The 25,419-nt window shown below is 64.3% G+C and carries 21 protein-coding genes; 10 read left to right on the plus strand and 11 right to left on the minus strand.

All coding sequences use genetic code 11. The features are described from left to right. Positions 1-80: 80 nt before the first annotated feature. The 5 genes from ACVW1B_RS33760 to ACVW1B_RS33780 form a co-directional block, all read right to left on the minus strand. Positions 81-878: a hypothetical protein gene (locus tag ACVW1B_RS33760; protein WP_253605986.1), complete on the minus strand. Its 798-nt coding sequence runs from the start codon at positions 876-878 to the stop codon at positions 81-83. Between the two features lie 158 nt (positions 879-1,036). Next, positions 1,037-1,546: an OsmC family protein gene (locus ACVW1B_RS33765; RefSeq protein WP_076824652.1), complete on the minus strand. Its 510-nt coding sequence runs from the start codon at positions 1,544-1,546 to the stop codon at positions 1,037-1,039. Positions 1,547-1,703: 157 nt separating this feature from the next. Next, positions 1,704-2,489, minus strand: coding sequence for an ABC transporter ATP-binding protein (locus ACVW1B_RS33770; protein WP_253605985.1), 786 nt, complete (start codon positions 2,487-2,489; stop codon positions 1,704-1,706). Next, on the minus strand, positions 2,489-3,322 hold the full coding sequence (locus ACVW1B_RS33775; protein WP_253609849.1) for an ABC transporter permease: 834 nt from the start codon (positions 3,320-3,322) through the stop codon (positions 2,489-2,491). The genes ACVW1B_RS33770 and ACVW1B_RS33775 overlap by 1 nt, the downstream gene beginning before the upstream one ends. A 230-nt stretch (positions 3,323-3,552) precedes the next feature. Continuing rightward, positions 3,553-4,527 carry an aliphatic sulfonate ABC transporter substrate-binding protein gene (locus tag ACVW1B_RS33780; RefSeq protein WP_253605984.1) on the minus strand — a complete coding sequence of 325 codons (975 nt, stop codon included), beginning with the start codon at positions 4,525-4,527 and terminating at the stop codon, positions 3,553-3,555. 199 nt (positions 4,528-4,726) lie between these two features. Here ACVW1B_RS33780 and ACVW1B_RS33785 point away from each other — a divergent pair, with 199 nt between their 5' ends. After that, positions 4,727-7,519 (plus strand): [protein-PII] uridylyltransferase, encoded by a 2,793-nt coding sequence (locus tag ACVW1B_RS33785; RefSeq protein ID WP_253605983.1) that lies wholly within the window; start codon positions 4,727-4,729, stop codon positions 7,517-7,519. Positions 7,520-7,766: 247 nt separating this feature from the next. Here ACVW1B_RS33785 and ACVW1B_RS33790 read toward each other — a convergent pair whose 3' ends face one another. From ACVW1B_RS33790 to ACVW1B_RS33800, 3 genes are all read right to left on the minus strand, one after another. Next, entirely contained in the window at positions 7,767-9,713 is a 1,947-nt protein-coding gene (locus tag ACVW1B_RS33790; protein WP_253588291.1) for a glycosyltransferase, read from the minus strand. Further along, positions 9,710-11,065 (minus strand): HlyD family efflux transporter periplasmic adaptor subunit, encoded by a 1,356-nt coding sequence (locus tag ACVW1B_RS33795; protein ID WP_253605982.1) that lies wholly within the window; start codon positions 11,063-11,065, stop codon positions 9,710-9,712. Before ACVW1B_RS33795 ends, ACVW1B_RS33790 begins: the two co-directional genes overlap by 4 nt. 388 nt (positions 11,066-11,453) lie before the next feature. After that, positions 11,454-11,720: a hypothetical protein gene (locus tag ACVW1B_RS33800; RefSeq protein WP_225649284.1), complete on the minus strand. Its 267-nt coding sequence runs from the start codon at positions 11,718-11,720 to the stop codon at positions 11,454-11,456. A 425-nt stretch (positions 11,721-12,145) separates the two neighbouring features. On the opposite strand from ACVW1B_RS33800, the gene ACVW1B_RS33805 reads away from it, so the two are divergent. From ACVW1B_RS33805 to ACVW1B_RS33820, 4 genes are all read left to right on the plus strand, one after another. Then, positions 12,146-13,840 (plus strand): PAS domain-containing sensor histidine kinase, encoded by a 1,695-nt coding sequence (locus ACVW1B_RS33805; RefSeq protein WP_456822756.1) that lies wholly within the window; start codon positions 12,146-12,148, stop codon positions 13,838-13,840. Further along, positions 13,834-14,508, plus strand: coding sequence for a response regulator transcription factor (locus ACVW1B_RS33810; protein ID WP_168858259.1), 675 nt, complete (start codon positions 13,834-13,836; stop codon positions 14,506-14,508). The genes ACVW1B_RS33805 and ACVW1B_RS33810 overlap by 7 nt, the downstream gene beginning before the upstream one ends. A 103-nt stretch (positions 14,509-14,611) precedes the next feature. After that, entirely contained in the window at positions 14,612-14,986 is a 375-nt protein-coding gene (locus ACVW1B_RS33815; RefSeq protein ID WP_225164070.1) for a response regulator transcription factor, read from the plus strand. A gap of 40 nt (positions 14,987-15,026) precedes the next feature. Then, positions 15,027-15,332: a hypothetical protein gene (locus ACVW1B_RS33820; protein ID WP_253636014.1), complete on the plus strand. Its 306-nt coding sequence runs from the start codon at positions 15,027-15,029 to the stop codon at positions 15,330-15,332. A 423-nt stretch (positions 15,333-15,755) separates the two neighbouring features. Here the strand turns inward: ACVW1B_RS33820 and ACVW1B_RS33825 are convergent, their stop codons facing one another. Then, positions 15,756-16,280, minus strand: coding sequence for a methylated-DNA--[protein]-cysteine S-methyltransferase (locus ACVW1B_RS33825; RefSeq protein WP_310882210.1), 525 nt, complete (start codon positions 16,278-16,280; stop codon positions 15,756-15,758). Between the two features lie 189 nt (positions 16,281-16,469). Here ACVW1B_RS33825 and ACVW1B_RS33830 point away from each other — a divergent pair, with 189 nt between their 5' ends. The 3 genes from ACVW1B_RS33830 to ACVW1B_RS33840 all read left to right on the plus strand — a co-directional run bounded on the left by ACVW1B_RS33830 (position 16,470) and on the right by ACVW1B_RS33840 (position 19,863). Further along, on the plus strand, positions 16,470-16,832 hold the full coding sequence (locus ACVW1B_RS33830; RefSeq protein ID WP_028335620.1) for a DUF1304 domain-containing protein: 363 nt from the start codon (positions 16,470-16,472) through the stop codon (positions 16,830-16,832). Positions 16,833-17,035: 203 nt separating this feature from the next. Next, complete coding sequence (locus ACVW1B_RS33835; protein WP_076824752.1) at positions 17,036-18,256, plus strand: ABC transporter substrate-binding protein; 1,221 nt, start codon at positions 17,036-17,038, stop codon at positions 18,254-18,256. A 380-nt stretch (positions 18,257-18,636) separates the two neighbouring features. Then, positions 18,637-19,863, plus strand: coding sequence for an ABC transporter substrate-binding protein (locus ACVW1B_RS33840; RefSeq protein ID WP_018269220.1), 1,227 nt, complete (start codon positions 18,637-18,639; stop codon positions 19,861-19,863). Between the two features lie 211 nt (positions 19,864-20,074). On the opposite strand, the gene ACVW1B_RS33845 is transcribed toward ACVW1B_RS33840, so the two are convergent. After that, a complete protein-coding gene (locus ACVW1B_RS33845; protein ID WP_253605977.1) occupies positions 20,075-20,500 on the minus strand; it encodes a DUF1330 domain-containing protein in 426 nt (141 codons plus the stop codon). 247 nt (positions 20,501-20,747) lie between these two features. On the opposite strand from ACVW1B_RS33845, the gene ACVW1B_RS33850 reads away from it, so the two are divergent. Both ACVW1B_RS33850 and ACVW1B_RS33855 read left to right on the plus strand, forming a co-directional pair. After that, entirely contained in the window at positions 20,748-23,003 is a 2,256-nt protein-coding gene (locus tag ACVW1B_RS33850) for a transglycosylase domain-containing protein (RefSeq protein ID WP_253605976.1), read from the plus strand. 189 nt (positions 23,004-23,192) lie between these two features. Beyond that, positions 23,193-24,296 carry an IS5 family transposase gene (locus tag ACVW1B_RS33855; RefSeq protein ID WP_456822757.1) on the plus strand — a complete coding sequence of 368 codons (1,104 nt, stop codon included), beginning with the start codon at positions 23,193-23,195 and terminating at the stop codon, positions 24,294-24,296. A gap of 149 nt (positions 24,297-24,445) precedes the next feature. Here ACVW1B_RS33855 and ACVW1B_RS33860 read toward each other — a convergent pair whose 3' ends face one another. Next, complete coding sequence (locus tag ACVW1B_RS33860; RefSeq protein ID WP_253605974.1) at positions 24,446-25,285, minus strand: M48 family metallopeptidase; 840 nt, start codon at positions 25,283-25,285, stop codon at positions 24,446-24,448. Between the last annotated feature and the right edge of the window lie 134 nt (positions 25,286-25,419).

The raw sequence follows: 25,419 nt of genomic DNA on the forward strand, positions 1-25,419 counted from the left end.
TTCCGGGATGGTCCGAAGGACCAGACCCGGAATCTCGAGATTCCGGGTTCGATGCTTCGCATCGCCCCGGAATGACGGCGTCAACGTTTTACTTTCCTCCGCCCGATCTGCCACAGAACCAGATTCCAGACGATGCAGGTGGCGAGCGCGCAGCAGAGGCCGATTGGCGAGCCGAAGTGCAGCACCGCGACGTGCAGCACCGCAACCCCGAGACCAAAGCCCATCAGGCCCCAGGCGCTGTTGGCGAGCACGGCGGCGGTGGCGGGGCCGCCGATGCGCGGATGCAGAATCAGCATCATCGAGGAGAATACGATCGGAAACAGCGCCATCACGCCGGTGACGCGCGGGCCGACCCAGCCTGACGCCGTGACCACGGTGCCGACCAGGCTTGCGACCAGCGCGGCGCGCAGCGGAATGTCGTACCAGCGCCGCGCGATCAGCGGCATTTTCGCGACGTGCCGATAGGGCCGGAGCAGCGGGATGCAGATCGCAAAGGTGATGGCGTTGACGATCAGCCCGGCGGCGAGCGACCACTCGAACTGGCGGATGATGGTGGCGAGCACCAGCCACACCGCGATCGCGCTGCCCGCGCTGATCCACATGCTGAAGCGCTGCGCCAGCACGGCGTAGGTCAGGCCCATATAGATCGTGGCGGCGTTGACCGGCAGGCTCGCCAGCGCCCCCTCGGCGATGAAGGCGGCGTCATGGTCGAGCGCGAGGAAGGTGTAGGACGGCCCGGCCGAGATCGGCAGGGTTGCGATCAGCGCGCCGATCACCGGTCCCGAACGCTCCGTGATGATGGACGCGCTGACCACGAATGCGGCCGCAACCGCCATGCGCAACACGAGGATCAGGACGAAGTGGAGTTCGGGGGACATTCTGCGTCATCCCGGCGAAGGCCGGGATCCATAACCACGGCTGTTCGTGAGGAGCGAAAGCCGTCGGGCAGCGGGGCTTGAATCGAGAAGACACGGCGTATGGGTCCCGGCTCCATGCGCAATCGCGCACTAGGCCGGGACGACACCGTTGAAAGCGGCTACACCCGCTGCATCGTCACCGAAACCTTCGGGCCGTTCTTGATGGTCTGATAGACCACGCAATAGCGCTCGGTGAGTTTCAGCAAGAGATCGAGCTTGTCCTGCGGCGCGTCGGTGCCGATCTCGAAGCGGAGGCGGATCTCGCGGAAGCCGACCGGGGTCTCCTTGTCGACGCCGAGCGTGCCGCGGAAATCGAGATCGCCCTCGGCGAAGACATTGCCGGGCTTCAGCGGCACGTCGATCGCGGTGGCGACCGATTTCAGCGTGACGCCGGCGCAGGCGACCAGCGCTTCCAGCAGCATGTCGCCGGAGCAAAGCTCGAGCCCGGAGCCGCCGGTAGCGGGGTGGAGGCCGGCGATCGCGAGCGCACGGCCAGTCTCGACCTTGCAGGCGATGCTCTCATTGTCGATCGATCCCTTGGCCTTCAGCGTGATCACGGCGGCCTGGGGGTCGGTCTTGTAGCGCTCCTTGATCGGAGCCTGCATTGCGCGGAGTTCGGCGGAGTCCATGGGTCTGCTCCCGGCTATTCTTCTTAAAGCGCGATGAGACTCAGGCTGAAATCGTCATCGCGCTTTAGATTCTTGTTTTAGCATGATCTTTTCGGAAAACCGCTTCACACTTTTCCGGATCATGCTCTAGCCGATGTAAGGCCTTAACGAGCGGATGTCACCACCACATCGCCTCGCCGGCGCTGGATTTGTCGGTGACGTCCCGCACCGAACGGTCGAGCGAGCGGTCGAGCGCGGTCAGCACGCGGCGCTTGAAGGTGTCGAACAGCTCCGATTTGCGGTCGCGCGGCCGCGCCAGGTTGATGGTAATCTCCTCGAACAGCCGGCCCGGCCGCGGCCGCATCACCAGCACGCGGTCGGCGAGCACCACGGCCTCGTCCACGTCGTGGGTGACCAGGATCAGGGTCGGCCGCGTGTCGGCCCACAGATCGAGCAGATGATCCTGCAGATCGCGCCGCGTGAAGGCATCGAGCGCCGAGAACGGCTCGTCGAGCAGCAGCACTTCGGGCTGCGGCACCAGCGCGCGGGCTATCGCGACCCGCTGCGCCTGGCCGCCGGACAATTCGCGCGGCCAGGCCGCGGCCTTGTCGGCAAGGCCGACGCGGGCGAGCGCCGCCACGACGCGCGCGCGCCTCGCCTCGGCCGGAAGGCCGCCGAGGCCGAAGCCGATATTGTCGGCGACGCTGAGCCAGGGCAGCAGCCGTGGCTCCTGGAAGATGATCCCGATCTTGGCGTGCGGCGATGATATCACCGCATTGTCGAGCGTCACGCTGCCTGTGCTGGCGCGGTCGAGGCCGGCGATGGCGCGCAGCAGCGTCGACTTGCCGCAACCCGAGCCGCCGATGATCGCGATGATCTCGCCGGACGCAATCTCGGCCGAGAACCGCTCCAGCGCGTGGACACCGTTCGGATAGGTCTTGCCGACGTCCTTGAGAGCCAGCATCACTGCCCTCCCCGCGCGCCGAACGCGTCCTGCCAGCGCAGCAGCGGTGCGGCGGCGACCTCGATCAGCCAGTCGGTGAGCTTGCCGAGGATCGCGAAGATCACGATCGCGGCGAGGATCTGCGCCGGCTTGCCGAGCTGCTGGCCGTCGAGCAGAAGGTAGCCGAGGCCTTCGGAGGCGCCGATCAGTTCGGCCGCGACCACGAACATCCACCCCAAACCGAGCCCGACCCGCAGCGCAACCACATAGGCCGGCAGCACGGCGGGCAACAGGATGCGGCGGATCATCGCCGGTCCGGACAGGCGGAACACGCGGCCGACCTCGACGATCTTGCGATCGACCGACAGGATTGCGCCCATCACGCCGAGATAGATCGGAAAGAACACGCCGACCGCGATCAGCGCGACCTTCGAGGTCTCGAAGATGCCGAGCCAGAGCACGAACAGCGGCACCCAGGCGAGCGAGGGGATCGCGCGCAACGCCTGCACCGTCGGATCGAGCAACCGCTTGGCGAAATCCCAGTAGCCGGAGATCGCGCCCATGATGGTGCCGGCGACGACGCCAAGCGCAAAGCCCGCGCCGACCCGCCACAGCGTCGCGAGGATATGGCGCGACAGCTCGCCGCTCTTGGCGAGCTCAATGATGGTCTCGAACACCTTTGACGGCGGCGGCACCAGGCGGCCGTTGGAGTAGCCGAGAGAAACAACGAGTTCCCAGCCCAGCGCCAGCGCGACCGGCAGCACAAGCCCGAGCACCGGCCGCGCATAGCGCGACCACCGCGCAGGTGCACCGGGCGGGGCCGTCTGTTCCAGCGCGGGCAGGTCAACGGTCATGGCCATAGCAAGAACTATTCTTCCGGCGGGATCGCAAGGTGGGGCCAACTCCATCCACGTCGTCCCGGCGAAGGCTGGGACCCACAACCACAGGGCATGGTAATCAAGCGAGCTGGGGCCACAGCCTTGTCCAGCAATAGAGCCCTGTGGTTATGGGTCCCGGGTCGCGCTTCGCTTGCCCGGGACGACGAAGGTTAGTTTGACGACGGAGGTTGGCTTGACGACAGCGGTTAGTTGGTGGGCAGCGGGACCTGATCGTCGATCAAGGAATCCAGCGCGGCCTTGACGTCGGTCTTGGCGTCGATCACGCCCGCCTGCTGCAAGGCGAGGCCGGCGGCGAGGATCGATTCGCGCTGGGCACTGCCGATCCGGCTGTGGGTCAGCTCGGTGCGTTCCTTGAGCTGCTTGTCGACCACGGCATCCGGCAGCTTGGTGACGGCGATGAAGGTCTTCTTCAGCTCGTCATAGTTGGCCAGCGAATATTTCCGCGCTTCCTCGTACGTCGCGAGCACGCGGCGGACGATATCCGGATGCGCCTTCAGGAACTCCTCGCGCACATTGAGGATGCCCCAGGTGTTGGCTTCCGCCTTGCGGTAGAACAGCTTTGCACCGTCCTCGACCTCCGCCTGCGCCATCATCGGATCGAGACCGGCCCAGGCGTCGACGTCGCCGCGGATCAACGCGGTCTTGCCGTCGGCGTGCTGCAACAGCACCGGCGTGATGTCCTTTTCGGTGAGACCGGCGCCGAGCAGCGCACGAACCAGGAAGATGTGCGGATCGGTGCCACGCGTCACCGCGACGCGCTTGCCCTTGAGGTCGGCGACGGACGCGATCCTGGAATCCTTGGTCGTGACCAGTGCGGTCCATTCGGGACGCGAATAGACATAGATCGACTTGATCGGGTTGCCGTTGATCTTCGCGACCAGCGCCGCCGAACCCGCGGTCGAGCCGAGATCGATCGAACCGGCGTTGAGGAATTCGAGCGCCTTGTTGGAGCCGGCCGACTGCACCCAGACGATGCTGATGCCGTCCTTGGCGAATTCCTTTTCCAGGAGGCCCTTCTGCTTCAGGACCATCGACACCGGATTGTAGGTCGCCCAGTCGATCCGGATCTCCTTCAGCGCGTCGGCGGCGCGCGCCGCGCCGGGCAGCAAGGTCGAGACCGCGAGCAGCGCAGCGAACGTGCGCCGGGAAAATTTTTGCATTCGTCGACCCCCTCGATCAGTTTTAAGAAACAATCTTTTATTTCAATGAGTTAGCCTTGCGGTCAACGAGAAAATCTCTACCCTTTACGGGATGGCGCGAGAACGATCTTGCTCGAAGCGCCGCCATGAAAGCATGGAGCTGCTGTCGTTATACTTTGGTCAGTGACAGCAACGGCTCCGTCCGATATCGGATGAACCTATGGACAGCGTCGTAGCCGAGGCCCGCCCTGAAGCGGATGATCGTTTCGAGACCGAGCGGATCACCGCGGCGGTGAATGCACTTGCCGAACGGCATGCCGGCCGCGAGGACCAGTTCCGCGCCGCGATGGCGCAGCTGCTCAAGGCCGAGCTGATCGCGGCGCGCGCCACGGCGCAGGCGCTGCTGCTCAAGGACCGTCACGGCCGGCGCTGCGCCGAACGGCTCTGCTTCGTGCAGGACGAGATCATCCGCATCCTCTACGCGGCGGCGACCCGCCACCTCTATCACTCGCCGATCCCCTCGGGCGCCGAACGCATGGCCGTGGTGGCGACCGGCGGCTATGGCCGCGGGCTGATGGCGCCGGAGTCCGACATCGATCTGTTGTTCATCCTGCCCTACAAGCAGACCGCCTGGGGCGAACAGGTTGCCGAGGCGATTCTCTATTGCCTCTGGGACATGGGGCTGAAGGTCGGCCACGCCACGCGCTCGGTCGATGAATCGATCCGTCAGGCGCGCGGCGACATGACGATCCGCACCGCGATCCTGGAGACCAGGTTCCTGACCGGCGACCAGCCGCTTTATGACGAGCTGGTCGAGCGCTTCGACAAGGACGTGGTGCAGGGCACCGCGTCGGAATTCGTCACCGCCAAGCTTGCCGAGCGCGAGGAGCGGCATCGCCGCGCCGGCCAGTCGCGCTATCTGGTCGAGCCCAACGTCAAGGACGGCAAGGGCGGCCTGCGCGACCTGCACACGCTGTTCTGGATCGCCAAATACGTCTACCGCGTGCGCGAGACCGACGAGCTGCTGGAACGCGGCGTGTTCGACGCGCAGGAATACCGCACCTTCCGCCGCTGCGCCGACTTCCTGTGGTCGGTGCGCTGCAATCTGCACTTCTTCGCCGGACGCGCCGAGGAACGGCTGTCATTCGACATGCAGCGCGAAATCGCGGTCCGCCTCGGCTACACCTCGCATCCCGGCATGCAGGACGTCGAGCGCTTCATGAAGCACTACTTCCTGATCGCGAAAGACGTCGGCGACCTCACCGCGATCCTGTGCGCCAAGCTCGAGGAAGAGCACAACAAGCCGGCGCCTGTGCTGAGCCGGATGGTGGCGCGGCTGCGGCCCGGCACCAAGCGGCGGCGGGTTAACGGCAGCGACGACTTCATCGTCGACAACAACCGCATCAACCTCGCCGCGCCCGACGTGTTCAAGCACGATCCGGTCAATCTGATCCGGATCTTCCGCCTCGCGCAGCAGAACAACCTTGCCTTCCATCCCGATGCGATGCGCACGGTGACGCGCTCGCTCAAGCTGATCAACACCCAGCTGCGCGAGAACGACGAAGCCAACCGCCTGTTCATGGAGATCCTGACCTCCGACAATGCGGAGATCGTGCTGCGGCGGATGAACGAGACCGGCGTGCTCGGCCACTTCATCCGCGCCTTCGGCAAGATCGTGTCGATGATGCAGTTCAACATGTACCACCACTACACGGTGGACGAGCATCTGCTCCGCTGCATCGGCTTCCTGCAGGACATCGAGCGCGGCGGCAACGAGGAGTTCGCGGTCGCCAGCGACCTGTTTCGCAAGATCCGCCCCGAGCACCGCCCGGTGATCTATATCGCGACGCTGCTGCACGACATCGCCAAGGGCCGACCTGAGGATCATTCGATCGCCGGCGCCAAGGTGGCGCGGCGGCTGTGCCCGCGGCTCGGCTTCTCGGCGGCCGACACCGAGCTGGTGGCGTGGCTGATCGAGGAGCATTTGACGATGTCGACGGTGGCGCAATCGCGCGACCTGTCGGACCGCAAGACCATCGAGAATTTCGCCGCCGTGGTCCAGTCGGTCGAGCAGATGAAGCTGCTCACGATCCTAACCACGGCCGACATCCGCGGCGTCGGCCCGGGCGTTTGGAACGGCTGGAAGGCGCAGCTGTTGCGCACGCTGTATTACGAGACCGAGCCGGTGCTGACCGGCGGCTTCTCCGAGGTCAACCGCGCCCAGCGCATCGCGGTGGCGCAAGCCGAATTCCGCCGCGCCTTCACCGAATGGCCGGAGGCGGAGCTCAACGCCTATATCGGCCGGCACTATCCGGCCTACTGGCTCAAGGTCGAGCTGGCGCGCAAGATCCGCCAGGCCCGCTTCATCCGCGCCAGCGAGCAGGCCGGCCACAAGCTTGCGATCAATGTCGGCTTCGACGAGGTCCGCGCCGTCACCGAACTGACGATCCTGGCGACCGACCATCCCTGGCTGCTGTCGATCATCGCGGGTGCCTGCGCGTCGGCCGGCGCCAACATCGTCGACGCCCAGATCTACACCACGACCGACGGCCGCGCGCTCGACACCATCTCGATCTCGCGCGAATACGACCGCGACGAGGACGAGGGCCGCCGCGCGACACGGATCGGCGAGATGATCGAGCACGTGCTGGAAGGCAAGCTGCGGCTGCCCGAGGCGGTCGCCAAGCGCACCGTCCGCAGCAAGGCGCGGCCGTTCATCGTCGAGCCCGAGGTGACCATCAACAACCAGTGGTCCGACCGCTACACCGTGATCGAGGTCTCCGGCCTCGACCGGCCGGGCCTGCTCTACCAGCTCACCACCGCGATCTCGAAGCTCAACCTCAACATCGCCTCCGCCCATGTCGCGACCTTCGGCGAACGTGCCCGCGACGTGTTCTATGTCACCGACCTGCTCGGCGCCCAGATCACGGCGCCGACCCGGCAGGCCGCGATCAAGAGCGCGCTGCTGCATCTGCTGGCGAGCGAGGACCAGGCAGCAAAGCCGGCGGCGTAGATCGAATCGTAAGAAGCGTACACGCCTGTCCCGTCATCCTGAGGAGGCCGCGCAGCGGCCGTCTCGAAGGATCGACGGCCACGTTCCTTCCCCAAGAGAGTGGGAGTATGCGGAAGCGGCCGGGCCGTCGATCCTTCGAGACGCGCGTTCCGCGCTCCTCCAGCGACAAAGGCGAAGCCTTTGCGCGGGGATGACGGGATCGAAAGCTGTTTCCACCGAAGGAGCGAAGCCCCAATCCCGTGGCGGATCAGCCGAACAGCCGCATCAGCAACGCCTTGCCGACCGGCGCCGCGCGCACGCCTTGGAAAGCGCGGACATATTCGCCGGCATAGAATGCGCGCACGACATTGACCCGCGTCGCCACCGCGTCCTCGAAGCGGACGCCGAAGCCGTCGCGGGTGCGGCGGACCACGGTCGCGGCGACGTTCTGTCCGTAGACATTGCATTTGATCAGCGAACCGATGGCGGGCGGGACAGGATCGATGAAGCGCGCACCGGAGATCGAGATGTCGGCCATCCGGATCAGCCGCATCTCGCTGTCCTGATGGATCAGGATCGGCTCGTCGCGTTCGAACCGCTCGGCCTTGCGGCGCCGCGGCTGCTCGATGCAGATGAAGCACACGATCGCGAGCACGACGCAATTGTACAGGCTCCAGGCCAGCGCCAGCCCGCCATAGGCGATGTTTTCGCCGCGCAGATGCAGGATGAAGGCGTAGGCGATCGCAAACAGCGTGATCAGCAGGGCGGCACCGTAGAGCCGCAGCAGCGGCCACTCGATGAAGCGGCGGTTGCGGTCGCCGCCCTTGGCCGTCACCTTGAATTTGTGGCCCTGCGGCCTGGCGAGGCCGGTCACGACCGCCTTCAGCACCGCGGGCGCCGCGATGTATTGCGACACGTCGGTCATGATCGCGAGCGAGCGGCCGCGCGAAATCCACGCCATCGTGAAGGCGTGCCAGACATAGAACGGCAGGAAATATTTTAGCAGCTCGAACAGGTCGGCATGGACCGCCTTGATCCCGAACAGCAGATAAAGCCACGGCACGACCAGGCCGAACACCTTGGTGCCGTAGACCGCCGCCCAGCTCATGAAGGCGTCGACCAGCGACAGCCGGTCCATGAAGGCGAGCTTCGATTGCCGCGAGAACGGCCCGCTGCGGCCGCGGAAGATCTGCATGAAGCCGAGACACCAGCGTCCGCGCTGCGTGATGTATTCCTTCAGTCCCTCCGGCGCGAGTCCGATGGTCAGGCGCTCGTTCAGATAGACCGTGCGCAGTCCCTTCTCCTTCAGCCGCAGTGTGACGAGGTAATCCTCCGTCACCGAATCGGTCGGGAAGCCGCCGATCTGCATCAGGCCGGAGAAGCGGATCAGCGATGAGGTGCCGCAGCAGAACGCCGTGTCCCAGGCATCCTTGGCCGGCATCAAAATATCGAAGAAGAAGCGCTGCTCGTCGGGCCACACATCGGTCGCCGCGAGATTGGTCTGGATCGGATCCGGGTTGATGAAGTGCTGCGGCGTCTGCACGACGCCGACGCTGCCGTCCTGCATCAGGCTCATCGCCCGGGTCAGGAAGTCCGGCATCGGGACGAAATCCGCGTCGAGGATCGAGATGAACTCCGGCCGCTCGGCCAGCCCGGAAACGTGCTGGAGCGCATGATTGATGTTGCCGGCCTTGGCGTGGCGGTTGTCCGGACGGGCCAGATAGTTGCAGCCGAGCTCCTGGGCGAGCCGGCGCAGCCAGAGCCGCCGCCCATCGTCGAGCACCCAGACGCGGTAGTTCGGATAGTTCAGCCCGGTCGCGCCGATGATGGTGCGCTCCAGGATCGCCTTCTCCTCGTTGTAGGTGCAGATGAAGACGTCGACGAGCGGCGCGTTTGCGGGCAACCTCGATCGGCGCAGGATCGCATTGACCTCAGGCGACCGGTCGATCGTGCGGCTGAGAAACAGCAGCGACAGGCACACCGCGATCATCGAGGCCGCCTCGGCCAGCATGAAGGGATAGCCGACCAGCGCGTCGGCGGTGAGGCCCGGAGGCGGCAAGGTGTGGGTCACCCGCCACGCGAAATAGTGGACCAGCAGGACGAACGACATGCCGGTCATCATGACGCGGGCCAGGGTCTGCTCGCGGCGGAGCAGGGGCAGGATGGCAAGGCAGGCGCCGAAGGCGACCAGCCCGGGCGCAAATGCCGCCATCATGACTTTGCCACGTCCGCGTTGAACACCACGCGCCCGGTGCGGCCGACCGCGCAATCCTTGCCCGTGGTATCGAGCGCCGGCATCGAGACCGTGACCCGATAGGGTTCCTTGTTCAGCGCATCCGGATTGATCGCAAGGTTCGCGGGCGCGCCCGACGCGCCGGTGAGATTGACGATCTCGCCCTGCAGCGCGGCGCTGCCGTCATTCGGCTCGAAGCTCGCCTGCTCGCCCAGTTTCAGACCGTTGTAGACGCTCTCGGTGACGTTCGCCGTGACCACTGCGCCGCTGCAATCGAGCAGCTTGAGCAAGGGCTGCCCGGCCCTGACGTCCTCGCCGGGCGACGTCATCATCTCCCAGATGCGCCCCCCGACCGGCGCCTTGATGTCGGCTTCCGCCCGGTTGACGTAGTGCAGCTGCTCGGCGGCGATCTCGTGGGTCAGCCAGTCGATCTCGGCATCGGCATGCGCCAGATCGGCGCGCAGGTCGCTGACGCGCTGGCGCATCTCCTCTTCGCGCTGCACGGAGCTCGGCCGGTCATTGTAGCTGTCGCCGAGATAAGTGCCATTCCTTGCGGCGGTGAGCTCGACCTTGGCGGCGTCGAGACGCCGTCGAGCGCCGATTTCGGTCTGCTGCGAGATCGCCTGCTCGCGCGTCAGGCGGGCCATTTCGACCGTCGACACGCTGCCCGACTTGATCAGCGACGACGCCCGCTCGACGGCGGCCACGGCCTCCTCCCGCCGTGCGGCGGCGGCCTCGATCGCAGTCTGGATTTCGGCGATCCGGGCCTCGAGCTGGAGGATGCGGCCGTCACGGAACTGGCCGGCCTGGCGGGCAAGGTCCTGTTGCGCCGTCTCGGCGGCCGCAAGCTTGGCCGCCAGACTCGGGCGCTCATTTTCCAACCGCGACATCTGCCGCCGGAGATCATCGAGCCGGGCGCGATCGCCGCGTGCGTTGACGACGTGAAGGATCGCATCGCCCTCGTGAACCACGCTGAGCTGCGTGGATTTCTGCGGCTTCGCGCTCACGGTGCCGTCGATCGGCGAGCGCAAGGTCACGATCCTGGCGTTGACCACGGCCTCCACGCTCGAGGTCTGCAACACAGCCCTGAGCGGCAGCCATCCGAAGACGGCCACGATGGCAAGGCCAATGCCGACCTTGAGCAGGCGGCGAACCATCCGGCCTGATCCGGCGGGCGCTTCGGGATGGGGAGCGCTATCGCTGACTGGCTCGTCGTGCTCCGGCTGCAGCCGTTCCTGCAGATCGCGCTGCAATCCCCGTGCGCCGTCGGCCTCATTCCTGGTGACGGAATTATTGTCTTCGGGAAGCGGCTTGTGCTGCTGTGCCTGATTCATAATGACCGGCCCCTGATCTGTCAGTGCGCGAACCAACGCACAGCTCTGCAGAGCGATGCCGTTGCCGGACAGATCACAATAATCAGGTGCTTCAAAAGCGGCTAAAGCGAACCGGGCATCTTTCGAAAAAATTGCTGCAATTTGCCGTCGTCGGGAGCTTGGCGCGGGAGCCGCGCCGTCGACCTGCTCCGCCCATCATTCCGGTGCGCCATTGCGCAGCCGAGGGCGTCTGCAAAACTGAGCCCGGAATCCATCAGGGCCGGGGCTAGGCGGGGAATGGATTCCGGGCTCTCACGGAGGCTGTGATCGGACCCGTCTTGCGCGACCCAGGCGTGAGCAGCCAGCGCTTCGGTCCCGGCAGCCTGCCGGACTTGGAATTCAGGGCCGGCTACCGCACTGAATCTGGCACGTCGAATTGCGGCTGCAGCGCCGCCAGGCTCGCTCCCAGCAAGGCCAGGTAGCTGGCCTGACAGACCACCACGCCGAGATCGAATGCGTCCAGCAGATCGATCCACGGGTTGTCGGCCGGCGTGCTTGCTGTTTGCTTGCCACCATCGATGACGGAAGGCTGGAAGCTGCGATCGCGTCTCTGAGGCCTTGCCTCGTGGTCGACGTCGTCGGAGCAAACGATCAGATGCAGGCGCGCGCTGGGCATTTCAATCTCCGTCACTGATTGGCGATTGCTGAACCCCGGAAATCTCTACCGTCATCGAGTTACCCAATAAGCGTAGTCGCCGGGATGGAACGGGCCATTGAACGGAGGTTGATCCGACCGTTACATTCGGTGGAGACGACTCATACTTGAGTTTAGGTCGCAACCTGGACCTGAGCGCGCTCAATGGCTTCGCTTTCTGCGCGATCTCACGGGTTTGGACCGCCAAAAAGGCCGGCGTCATCCCGCCCGGGCGGCAAGAAAGCTGCTAATATACAGTCTATTGGGAGGGCGACGTTGTCGCCGCTGATGGTAGCAGTCACCTAGCGACGCAGCGCGGCCCATGATGATGGTCAAGTGCTGGGCTGCCGATGATCCGAGACCCGACCACGAAGTCCTGGTCGGCCGAGCAATGGCTGCTCGGCGGCATGGTGCTGGCCTTGGCGGCAACCTGCATCGGGCTGTTGCTGGGTCCGCAGCCGGCAGCTTCCGCCCATCTGGTTGCCCTGGCGCTGCTCGTCGCGTCGCTGACCGCCGCATTGCTGATGATCCGCCTGGTTGGCCGCTCGCAAAGGCGGATGGAAGCCATGTTGCGCGGCCGAGCCAGCAGCGAGGAGCGCGCGATGGAGGCGCTGCGCAACAGCGAAGCGCAATGGAAGGAGGTATTCGAGCACAACCCGGTCATGTACTTCATGGTCGACGCAACGGGCCTCGTGCTGTCGGTCAACACGTTCGGCGCGGCACAGCTCGGCTACACCGTCGACGAGCTGCTCGGACAATCGGTGCTGCGGGTCTTTGCCGCCGAAGACCGGGATATGGTCCAACGCAACGTCGCGGCATGCCTCGACAACATCGGCCAGACCCACAATTGGGAAATCCGGAAGGTCCGCAAGGACGGTTCAAGGATTTGGGTTCGTGAAAACGCCAAGGCGGTGCGGCGGCTGGGCGATCAGCTGATCGTGCTGATCGCATGCGAGGACATCACCGAGCGCAAGCACGCCGAAAATGCGCTGCAGCAGAGTGAAATGTACCTGACCGAAGCCCAGCGATTGAGCCACACCGGCAGCTTCGGCTGGCACGTCGCCAGCGGCGAGATCATCTGGTCGGAAGAGACGTTCAGGATCTTCGAATTCGACAGAGCTCCTTCCATCACACATGCCACGGTCCTGCAGCGCGTCCATCCGGATGATCGCGCCCGCGTGCAACGGGCCATCGACCGGGCCTCGCTCGACGGCAAGGACTTCGAGCACGGCTACCGATTGCTGATGCCCAATGGGGCGATCAAATTTGTTCACGCCAGGGCGCATGCGGTGACGAATCTTTCCGGCGACACCGAATTCATCGGAGCGGTCACCGACGTGACCGCCCGCAAGCGAGCCGAGGCGGAGTTGCACGAAGCGCAGACCAACCTCGCGCACGTCACACGCGTGACGGCGCTCGGCGAGCTCGCCGCATCGATCGCCCATGAAGTGAACCAGCCGCTTGCCGCCGTGGTCACCAATGCCGCGGCATGCCTGCGGTGGCTCAACCGGGCGGCCCCCGATCTGAACGAGGCTCGCGGCGCGGTCAGGTCGATCATCAGCGACGGCAACCGGGCGGGCGAGGTCATCCAGCGCGTCCGCGCGATGGTGAACAAGACGACCGGTCAGAAGGCGCCGCTCGACGTGAATGAAGTCATCAACCAGGTGATCGGGCTGGTGCAGCATGAACTGCAGCGTCACCTGGTATCCTTGCAACTCGACCTCGCTCCCGCGCTCCCGTCTGTTGTCGCCGACCGAATCCAGCTGCAGCAGGTCATCCTCAACCTGGTCCTCAACGGTATCGAGGCCATGCAGCCGGTCACGGACCGGCCACGGGAACTCGTGATCCGGACGCGCCATGACGAGGTCGGGCAGATCGTGGTCACGGTCACCGACTGCGGCGTCGGAATCGCGACCGAGAATGCCGAACGGCTGTTCGACGCGTTCTACACCACCAAGGCCAGCGGCATGGGGATGGGGCTGTCGATCTGCCGATCGATCATCGAAGCTCACCGAGGCCGCCTGTCCGTGGCCGGAAACATCGGCCCCGGCGCGACGTTCCAGTTCACCTTGCCACTGCACGAAGAGGATCATGCATGGTGACCGGGCGCGCGGCATCGCCTTCTGGTCTGGCAAACGCCGAGGATCCCGTCGTCTTCGTCGTCGACGACGACGCATCCGTGCGGGACGCGCTGAGCAATCTGTTCCGGTCGGTCGGCTTGCGGACCGCAGCATTCGGCTCGGCCCATGAATTTCTGCAGCGCAAGCCTCCGGATGTCCCGAGCTGCCTGATCCTCGACATCAGGTTACCGCGGGTGAGCGGGCTGGACTTTCAGGGGGAGCTGGCGAAGGCGGGCATCGATATTCCGATCATCTTCATGACCGGCCACGGCGATATCCCGATGACGGTCAGGGCCATGAAGGCCGGCGCTGTGGACTTCCTGACCAAGCCATTTCGCGATCAGGACATGCTGGATGCCGTCACGACGGCGATCGAGCGCGACAGGAACCGTCGCGATGAGGCCAAGGTTCTTGCCAACCTGCGCGCCGCCTTCGCGACCCTGACGCCGCGTGAACGCCAGGTGATGACGCTCGTCACGGCGGGGTTGATGAACAAGCAGGTCGCCGCCGAAATCGGTGTGGCCGAGATCACAGTGAAGATACACCGCGGGCACATCATGCGGAAAATGGCGGCGAAGTCATTACCCGATCTGGTCAGGATGGCACAGATGCTTCAGATCGGACCGGCAGCCGGCGGGGCGCAAACCTAAGTATGATTCTCCGGCCCCGATTGGCGACGCACTGTGGTCCCCACATGATGCACACGCCAGAGGCCCTTCCGGCCCGGGAAAAACCTCCTTGCCCAACCCGCCAGTGATATCAATCATCGACGATGACATGTCGGTTCGCACCGCGACCGACAATCTCGTCAGATCGCTGGGCTACGCGGTCGAGACTTACGCGTCGGCCGAGGAATTTTTGCACTCGCCCCGCCTGAATGACACATCCTGTGTGATCGCGGATGTCAGGATGCCGGCCATGAGCGGGCTCGACCTGCAGAGCCACCTCATTGCCAGCGGACACCGCTTTCCGTTCATTTTCGTCACGGCGTTCTCGGTCGAAAGCGATCGCGTCCGCGCGCTGAAGGCTGGAGCGATCTGCTTTCTGAGCAAGCCCTGCGACGGGGACGTCCTGATCAAATGCCTCGATACCGCCCTCGCGCAGCGCAGCGCGGCGCCGGGTGCGTGAGTTGGATCAGCCATCACCGGGCCGGCTATACGCAAGGATGATGCGACAAAACATCTGGACAAGTTGCGCATGGACGGCGGCGGCGCGAGATTTCGCATCGTCGTCCTTCGGGAAGATCGACGGCAAGGACAGCACCAGACATTTTGATTGGCAAATGGCAATTCCTCGGAGGGAGGTCGCCATGCGTGCGGAACCGCGCTGCGCCCAGTGTGACAGCGAAGACCCCAAGATCATCTGTTTGCGAAATCCGGCGGGCGAACGCTACTGCGGACGCCTCTGCTTCTACAAAGGCCAGGAGGATTTCATCCGCTGGCTTTGGCGCGCGAATGCGGAGGCAGCGTCATGACAGCTCGTTGCGGAAATCCGGCCTGCAAGCGGCCTTTCGGGCTGATCCGGCATAATTGGTATTTTGAGCAGTTTTGCTCGACGAAGTGCCGCGAGATCCACAAGCGGCAGCTGGAGCGCAACAAGGCCTATTGGAAGTGGCTGTATCCCTTCCCCAGAACCGGCGCCCCATCGAAAAAGCCGATCTGACGACGTTGGCCAATAGCGCGCAAGGAGTCTCACATGACGACGGTCGATGCGATGCTGGTGGGAGCGATACTCGCGTGGGTACCTTCGCTCGTCGTGTTCCTCTATATCGTGCGCGATCTGCGCAACATGCCCCGCGAAGATCTCGATTGATCGCCACACTGGCGGCCGAAGCGGATTGCTGGATCGTTGTCTTGACGCGCGTCTTCACGCGAACCGGTTCCCGCTCGAAATCACTCTAGACCTCCACGCCCTCGTGGCGCAGCAGCCAGCGCTTGCGCTCCAGCCCGCCGCCATATTTGACCAGTGAGCCGTTGGCGCCGATCAGGCGATGACATGGCACGACGACGCTGATCGGGTTGGAGCCGTTGGCATGACCGACCGCGCGCATCGCATTCGGCGCGTTCAGTTTCGCCGCCAGCGCGCCGTAGCTCATGGTGGTGCCGTGCGGAATGTTCGGCAGCGCGTGCCAGACCTTCTGCTGGAACGGCGTGCCAGCGACGCGCCATTCGACATCGGTGAGACGATCGAGATCGCCCTTGAAGTAATCGCCGAGCGCCTTGCGCATCGCAGCCGGCGCGCGACCGCCCCGCAGCGTCACGGCGCCATAATGCAGCCGCAGCAGGTCGAGCATGCGCCCTTCATAGTCGTCCCAGTCGAGCGCGCGCAGCACGCCGTCGTCATCGGTCACCAGCAGCGCGGTGCCGATCGGGGTCTTGTGGCGGTCGAGGTTGAAGGTCTGTGCAGTCCTGCGGTCGGCCATTGTCATATCTCGGGCAAGCAGATCGGTCGGCATACAATTCACCGCCCGCATGCTAGCGTCCACCCGAATTCCGGTTAAAGCGTTTTCGAGCGAAGTGGACACCGGTTCGCGTGAAGAAAACGCGTCAAAACAACAATTTTGAGCTTCGATTCTGATTCAATCAGAACCGAAGCTCTGGGGGACCGCAATATGCTGTTGCTTGGCAATGTTCTGGTCGCGGTGGTGGCCATGCTGCACGTCTATTTCCTTGTGCTCGAGATGTTTCTGTGGACCAAGCCGCTCGGGCTGAAGACGTTTCGCAACTCGATCGAGAAGGCAAACGATTCTGCGGTGCTCGCCGCCAATCAGGGGCTCTATAACGGCTTCCTCGCCGCCGGACTGATCTGGGGCCTCATACATGGCAATCCGGCCTTCGCGTTCCAGATCAAGACGTTTTTCCTGCTCTGCGTGATTGTCGCCGGTGCCTATGGCGCCGCCACCGTCAGCCGCCGCATTCTTTATGTGCAGGCGGCTCCCGCTGCGTTGGCACTGATCCAGCTCTGGCTGGCCTAACGCGCGGGCGCGCTTTTGTTTTCTTGAGCATGATCCGCTCGGAAACCGCTTCACAGTTTTCCGGATCATGCTCAAACGCGACATCGCGCGCAGGGTGCATCGTCTTGCAATGGCCCAGCCGTTCCTCCATCATCCCGTGCAACGGTGACATCCGCCGGCCTGAGCTTGCGGACAAGATCACCGGCAACAGGGAGGTCACGGACATGAGAAGCGTGCAATTGCTCGCTGCGACGGCGCTTGCGATCGCGTTGTCGGTTACATCGGCCACCGCGCAGAAGAAATACGACATCGGCGCGACCGACACCGAGATCAAGATCGGCCAGACCGTGCCGTTCTCCGGCCCCGCATCCGCCTATGCCGGCATCGGCAAGACCCAGGCGGCCTACATGAAGATGATCAACGATCAGGGCGGCATCAACGGCCGCAAGCTGAACCTGATCCAGTATGACGACGCTTATTCGCCGCCGAAAGCGGTCGAGCAGGTGCGCAAGCTTGTCGAGGGCGACGAGGTGCTGTTCACGTTCCAGATCATCGGCACGCCGTCAAATGCCGCCGTGCAGAAATATCTGAATGCCAGGAAGGTGCCGCAGCTGCTCGCCTCCACCGGCGCCTCGCGCTTCTCCGACCCGCAGAACGCGCCGTGGACGATCGCGTTCAACCCGAACTACCAGTCCGAGGGACGCATCTACGCCAAATACATCCTGGCCAATCACCCCAACGCCAAGATCGGCATCTTCTACCAGAACGACGATCTCGGCCGCGACTACATCACCGGCCTGAAGAGCGGGCTCGGCGACAAGGCCGCGAGCATGATCGTCACCGAGGTGTCCTACGAGCTGACCGATCCGACGGTCGATTCCCAGATCGTGAAGCTGAAGGCCGCCGGCGTCGATCTGGTCTATGACGCCTCGACCCCGAAATTCGCCGCGCAGGCGATCCGCAAGATCGCCGACCTCAACTGGAACCCGGTGCACATCCTCGACATCAATGCGAGCCCGGTGTCGGCGACGCTGAAGCCGGCCGGTCTCGACATCTCCAAGGGCATCATCTCGACCAATTACGGCAAGGACCCCGCCGACCCGCAATGGAAGGACGATCCCGGCGTGAAGGCCTATTTCGCGTTCATGGACAAGTATTATCCGGAAGGCGACAAGCTCAACACCGTCAACACCTACGGCTACTCGACGGCCGAGCTGCTGATCCAGGTGCTCAAGCAGTGCGGCGACGACCTCACCCGCGAGAACCTGATGAAGCAGGTGACCAGCCTGAAGAAGTTCGTGCCGAGCCTCGCGCTGCCGGGCATGTCGATCACGACGGGACCGAACGACTACCGCATCAACAAGCAGATGCAGATGATGAAGTTCAACGGCGAGCGCTGGGAGCTGTTCGGCCCGATCATCGAGGACACCGGACCGGCGGGCTAGCCGCGGTCGGGACGAGACTCCACTCCCTCTCCCCGTCCTTACGGGGAGAGGGTCGGGGTGAGGGGCTGCTTCCGCGCACCGCTGCATTAGCTGCGCCCGCGGAGACTCCCCCTCACCCGCATCGCATCTTCGATGCGATGCGACCTCTCCCCGCAGGCGGGGCGAGGTAAAGCGGGCCCCAACCTTCGCGCCGCTCCACCCACCTTTTCGCAACGCCCCCTACTTTGGTTGACTGAAATCGCTCACCTTTTCGGCAGCGCTCGTCTTGCGTTGCAATAACGGTTCCTCCAGTATCCCGGCCCAGCGATGGCGACCGCGGGACCTTGAACCCGCGGACAAGATCATCGGCCAACCATCAGTCACGTGAGGGAAACAGCATTATGAGGAACGGGATTTTTCACTTGGTCACGGGAACGGCGCTCGCGATCGCGCTGTCTGCAACGTCGGCCTTTGCGCAGAAGAAGTACGATCCCGGCGCGAGCGACACCGAGATCAAGATCGGCCAGACCGTCCCCTTCTCCGGGCCGGCCTCCGCCTATGCCTCGATCGGCAAGACCCAGGCGGCCTACTTCAAGATGATCAACGATCAGGGCGGCATCAACGGCCGCAAGATCAACCTGATCCAGTATGACGACGCGTATTCGCCGCCGAAGGCCGTCGAGCAGGTGCGCAAGCTCGTCGAGAGCGACGAGGTGCTCTTGACCTTCCAGATCGTCGGCACGCCGTCGAACGCCGCCGTGCAGAAGTATCTCAACGCCAAGAAGGTGCCGCAGCTGTTTGCCGCCACCGGCGCTTCGAAGTTCACCGACCCGAAGAACTTCCCCTGGACGCTCGGCTTCAACCCGAACTACTTCGTCGAAGGCCGCATCTACGGCCAGTACATCCTGAAGGAGCACCCCAACGCCAAGATCGGCGTGCTCTATCAGAACGACGACCTCGGCAAGGATTATCTGAACGGCATCAAGGCCGGGCTCGGCGACAAGGCCGCCAAGATGATCGTGGCCGAAGCCTCCTACGAGGTCTCCGACCCGACCATCGATTCCCAGGTGATCAAGATCAAGGACGCCGGCGCCGACTTGTTCTTCTCGGCCTCGACGCCGAAGCAGGCGGCGCAGGCGATCAAGAAGATCGCCGAGCTCGGCTGGCACCCGATCCACATCGTCGACATCAACGCGACCTCGGTCGGCGCCGTGCTGCAGCCGGCGGGCCTGGAAGCCTCCAAGGGCCTGATCAGCACCAATTACGGCAAGGATCCGGCCGATCCGCAGTGGAAGGACGATCCGGGCATGAAGCGCTATTTCGACTTCATGGCCAAGTACTATCCCGACGGCGACAAGAACTCGAACTTCAACACCTATGGCTACTCGACCGCCCAGTTGATGGTGCATGTGCTGAAGCAGTGCGGCGACGACCTGACCCGCGACAACGTGCTGAAGCAGGCCACCAACCTGAAGAATGTCGAGCTCGACATGGCGCTGCCCGGCATCAAAGGCAACACCGCGCCGAACGACTATCGCGTCAACAAGCAGCTGCAGATGATGCGCTTCAACGGCGAGCGCTGGGAGCTGTTCGGCCCGATCCTCGAGGACGCCGGCCCGGCCGGCTAGCCGGTTCGCGCAGGTTTGAAATGCAATCGGCGGCCTCCAGGCCGCCGATTTGTTTGCGGGGATGTCCTATCACCGTCACCCTGAGGAGCGCGAGGCGCGTCTCGAAGGGTCGACGGCCACCAGCGGGGCCGTGCATGCTTCGAGGCTCGCTCCGCTCGCACCTCAGCATGACGGGGATGGAGATCGCCGCGACCCATCGATTTTTACGCGCCTACTTCGGAATCTCGCCGAAATTCTTCCCCACCGGCAGCACGGCATGGCGGATCAGGCGGGAATCGTCCACCGCGGCCTGGCGGTGCTTCACCGCCTCGCGATAGACCGGATCGCGGATCATCTCGACGAAGGCGGCGACGCTTGGATATTCCGCGATGAAGCAGTGATCCCAGCGCTCCTCCTGCGGTCCGATCAGCATCAGCTCGAAGCGGCCTTGCCAGACGATGCGGCCGCCGAGCCGTTCGAACACCGGCCCGCTCTCGCGGCCATACGCCGCATAAGCCTCCGCGCCGGTGGCCTTGCGGCCGTCGGGATAGGCGGCCCATTCGCGCAGGCGCACCAGGTTGAGCATGTGGATCGGGCCCGGCCGGTTGTTGTCCCGGAACTGCACGAAAACGTCCTTGGTCGGATCGATATGGCCCATGCGGTGCTCCTTCGTTTCTTGTTCCCTAGCGCGATCGCTCTATCGCGCTCTTCCATCCTGTTTGAGCATGATCTCCGCGCAAATGCTCCGCGTTTGTCGCGAGGGAAAACCGGTGCCCACTTTTCCTGATCATGCTCCTTATGTAGCACGCGCTGCCTCACCTCCTAATGCCCCGTTAAGCTTTGCGTAACCGCCCCTTAAACCGGGAACGCTAGCGTGCGTCCCTGTCAGGGTGTGAGCGTTGCGGATGGCGTGGGGACGGAAAAAAGGCGGTGCGCGCAAGGAGCCGCTGTTCGGGCTTCCGGCCGCGCTTGCCGACCTCCGACTGTCGCCGTCCGACCGCATTCCCGGCGGCGGCGACGACAAGCCCGCCAAATCCAAACCCAAAAGCAGCGACAAGGGCAGCGATTCCGGTAGCGAGAAACCGCGCCCGTCGCGCAGCGTCAGCAAGCGGCGCAGCAAGCCGCGGGGCTTTGGCATCGGCCGCCTGTTCTATTGGACCGCGGTGCTCGGCCTGTGGGCCGGCATTGCGGTGATCGGTGTCGTGGTGTGGGTCGGCGCGCATCTGCCGCCGATCCAGTCGCTGGAGATTCCCAAGCGTCCGCCGACGATCCAGATCGTCGGCATCGACGGCAGCGTGCTGGCGCAGCGCGGCGAAATGGCCGGCGCCAACATCGCGTTGAAGGATCTGCCGCCTTATCTGCCGAAGGCCTTCATCGCGATCGAGGACCGCCGCTTCTATTCGCATTACGGCGTCGACCCGGTCGGCATCCTGCGCGCGGCGGTGACCAACCTCCTGCACCGCGGCGTCTCGCAGGGCGGCTCGACGCTGACCCAGCAGCTCGCCAAGAACCTGTTCCTGACCCAGGAGCGCACCATGCAGCGCAAGCTGCAGGAGGCCGAGCTCGCGCTCTGGCTGGAGCGCAAGCATTCCAAGAACGAGATCCTCGAGCTCTATCTCAACCGGGTCTATTTCGGTTCCGGCGCCTATGGCGTCGAGGCCGCCGCGCAGCGCTATTTCGGCAAGTCGGCGAAGAACGTGACGCTGCCGGAAGCCGCGATGCTGGCCGGCCTCGTCAAGTCGCCGTCGCGGCTGGCGCCGAACCGCAACCCTGAAGGCGCCGAGCAGCGCGCGCAGGTCGTGCTGGCGGCGATGGCCGATGCCAAGTTCATCACCGAGGCGCAGGCCAAGGCCTCGATCGGTCAGCCCTCGATTGCGGTGAAGCCGGCCGGCGCCGGCACCGTGAACTATGTCGCCGACTGGATCGGCGAAGTGCTCGACGATCTGGTCGGCCAGATCGACCAGGACATCGTGGTGCAGACCACGATCGATCCGAAGCTGCAGAATGTCGCCGAAGCCGCCATCATCGATGAGCTCGCCGCCAAAAGCGTGAAGTTCAATGTCAGCCAGGGCGCGCTGGTGGCGATGACACCGGACGGCGCGGTGCGCGCCATGGTCGGCGGCCGGAACTACTCGGAGAGCCAGTACAATCGCGCGGTCACCGCGAAGCGGCAGCCGGGCTCGGCGTTCAAGCCGTTCGTCTATCTCACCGCGGTCGAAGCAGGACTGACACCGGACACCATCCGCACCGACGCGCCGCTCGACATCAAGGGCTGGAAGCCGGAGAACTACACCCACGAATATTTCGGCTCGGTGACATTGACCCAGGCGCTGGCAATGTCGCTGAACACGGTCGCGGTGCGGCTCGGCGTCGAGGTCGGCGCCAAGAATGTGGTGCGCACCGCGCACCGGCTCGGCATCTCCTCCAAGCTCGAGCCCAACGTCTCGATCGCGCTCGGCACCTCGGAAGTCTCGGTGATCGAGCTGGTCGGCGCCTATGCGCCGTTCGCCAATGGCGGCTACGTGGTGTCGCCGCATGTGGTGACCAAGATCAAGACCAGTTCGGGCAAGCTGCTCTATGACCGTCCGACCGATCCGCCCAACCAGGTGATCGAGCCGCGCTATGATTCGATGATGAACAGCATGATGCGCGAGACGCTGATCTCGGGCACCGCGCGCAAGGCGGAGATCCCGGGCTGGACAGCCGCCGGCAAGACCGGCACCAGCCAGGATTATCGCGACGCCTGGTTCATCGGCTACACCGCCAAGCTCGTCACCGGCGTCTGGCTCGGCAATGACGACAATTCACCGACCAAGAAGGCGACCGGCGGCGGCCTGCCGGTCGAAGTGTGGACCCGCTTCATGAAGGCGGCGCATCAGGGCGTGCCGGTCGCGGCGATCCCGAACTCGCAAGGCAGCTGGGGGCCGGCGAACCTGATGCAGATCTCGTCGCAGGTCACCGCGCCGTCAGCGCCTGCGGGACCGATGCAGATTCAGCCGCCGATGCAGGCATCGCAGCCGCCCGCGCCGGTGCCATCCGGCGGCTATTATCGCCCGCCATCGCCGACGCCGGCCCGCGCCTCGGCGCCACCCAATCCCAACGCGCGGCCGGAGGCAGCGGCCGGACTGGACGGCTGGCTGGCGGATCGGTTGTTTCGATAGAAGTCGGTAGGCGGACGGATCGCGTTGCTCCGTAGCCCGGATGAAGCGAAGCGTAATCCGGGACCAGTCGCGCCATCGGTGAAAACTGCCCCGGATTACGCTTACGCTCCATCCGGGCTACGCACTCAAGCCGTCATCCCCCGCGAAAGCGGGGGATCCAGTACGCCGCGGCCCATCGATTGAAGACAAATGCCTCTGGAATACTGGATCGCCCGCTTTCGCGAGGGCTTTGCAGAAGTCGCCCGGGATGATTCTCTTTTGGTGAAGGATTCGCCGGAGGGTCGGATGGCGGAGCGCCAGATTGGTCAATTGAGCTTTACAGATGGGCTGATGAATGACGCGGCCAGGGCCAATGCGCCATTGCAGCGAGTGTCGGAACTGGTCGACTGGAACGCGATTGAAGCGCTGCTGAGCGGCTTGCGCAGCGGGTCGATGGGGGCGCCAGCTTACCCGTCGCTGGCGCTGTTTAAGGCGCTGTTGCTGCAGCAATGGTATGGTCTGTCGGATCCGGGACTTGAGGAAGCACTGGTGGACCGCCTGTCGTTCCGGCGCTTTCTGGGCCTGTCGCTGAGTGAGCCGGTGCCGGATCATTCCACGCTGTGGCGTTTCCGCGAACAACTGGCCAAGAGCGGGCTGGCGGAGCGCGCTTTCGCCCTGATTACGGCGCAGATCGAGAAGTCCGGCTTCGTCTTGAAGCGCGGCACATTGATCGACGCTTCGCTGATCCGCTCGGCGGTAAATCCACCCGAACCACCGGATCCCGATTTGCCCCCGGATGCGGACGGGCGGCCGGCCAGCAAACTGGTCAAAAGCGCGCACGATCCTGACGCTGCCTGGACCAAGAAGGACGGCAAATATGCCTTCGGCTACAAGATGCACGTGGCGATGGACCAAGGCAGTCGCATCATCCGGCGCCTCGCCTTTACGCCAGCCAATGTCAACGACACCGTGCCCGCCGACGGGCTGATCTGCGGCGACGAGGCAAGGGTCTACGCTGACAAAGCCTACGATACCATCGCGCGACGCGTGCGGTTGAAGGAGATGGATATTCGCGACGGCATCATGCGCAGACACAACCGCTGGCTTCGCTTGGGACCTTGGGCGGTGCGTCGTAATGCGGTCATCTCGCATCGACGCGCGCCGATCGAGCCGTTGTTCGCATTGCTCAAGCGCGTCTACGGTCTGGCGCGTGCCCGCTATCGGGGCCTGATGCGCAATGCCGCAGCTTTCCAGCTCGCCGCGACTGCGATCAATCTCCAGCGATGGGCCAGGACGCCACCCCAGATCGCCTAACCAAACCAGCCATCCAGCCATCATGGCTGACCCATCCAAGCCACTAACAGGCCCAAACAACCAGCGCCCGCCCCTGTCGATTGCTCGACTTTCGCAAAGCCCTCGCTTTCGCGGGCGATGACAGCAACGGTCGGGGCGAACAGCGCGCCCTACTCCTGAATTCCGTAGCGGTGCAGGTCGTTGCCGTAGGTGTCGAGCCAGTTCTTGGCGCGCGTCACCGACGCGCAGACCTTGTCGACCACCCGCCAGAACCGCGCCGAGTGGTTCATCTCGACGAGATGGGCGACCTCATGCGCGGCGAGGTAATCGAGCACGAAGGGCGGCGCCAGGATTAGCCTCCATGAGAACGACAGCGAACCCGCCGAGGTACACGAGCCCCAGCGGCTTGACTGATCGCGGATCGAGATCCGGCGTACCCGCACACCGAGTTCCGCGGCGTGAAGCTGCGCCGCCTTCTGCAGGTCCTTGCGCGCCTCGCGCTTGAGGAAGTCGTGCACGCGACGATCCATGTGCTCGACGCCGCCGGCAACACAAATGATCCTCTCGCCGCTGTCGCGCGCCTCGGTCCACACCGTGCCGCGCTCGCCCGAGCGGTGCACGAGGCGATGCGGCACACCGCGCAACGGCACCACGGTGCCGGGCTGGAACGGCGCCGCCTTCGGCAAACGGCCGAGACGGGCAGCGATCCAGCCGCCATGGAGATTGGCAAACTCCTTGGCTTCGGGAATCGTGCCGCGCGGCGGCATCGTCAGGATCGCCTCGCGATCGGTCGGATGTATCCTGAGTGTGTAGCGGCGCGCGCGCCTGTGCCGGCGCAACCTGATGGTGAAAAACTGGGAGCCGTGTCTGACCAATACGGTCGCGGGTTCGGCAGGCCGCCGATAGAGGAGCGCGCGAGTAGCCATTTCTGAGAGTCCGGGGAGCAGGAGTTCGCCCGAACTTTGCCATATCCGCCGCCAGGGAAAGCGCTCGGCGCAAAAACAAATCATTTGCCCAATATACAGGGGCTGGACGTTAATTGACCTCTACAGGCAGGGGCTGGAACCGGAATTTTTCCGATGAATCAAGGTTACGAAAAAGGCCGAAAGAATGAAATTATATTCACCCTTTGAGCCTGGTCTGA

The sequence above is a fragment of the Bradyrhizobium sp. USDA 4502 genome (genome assembly GCF_054063355.1).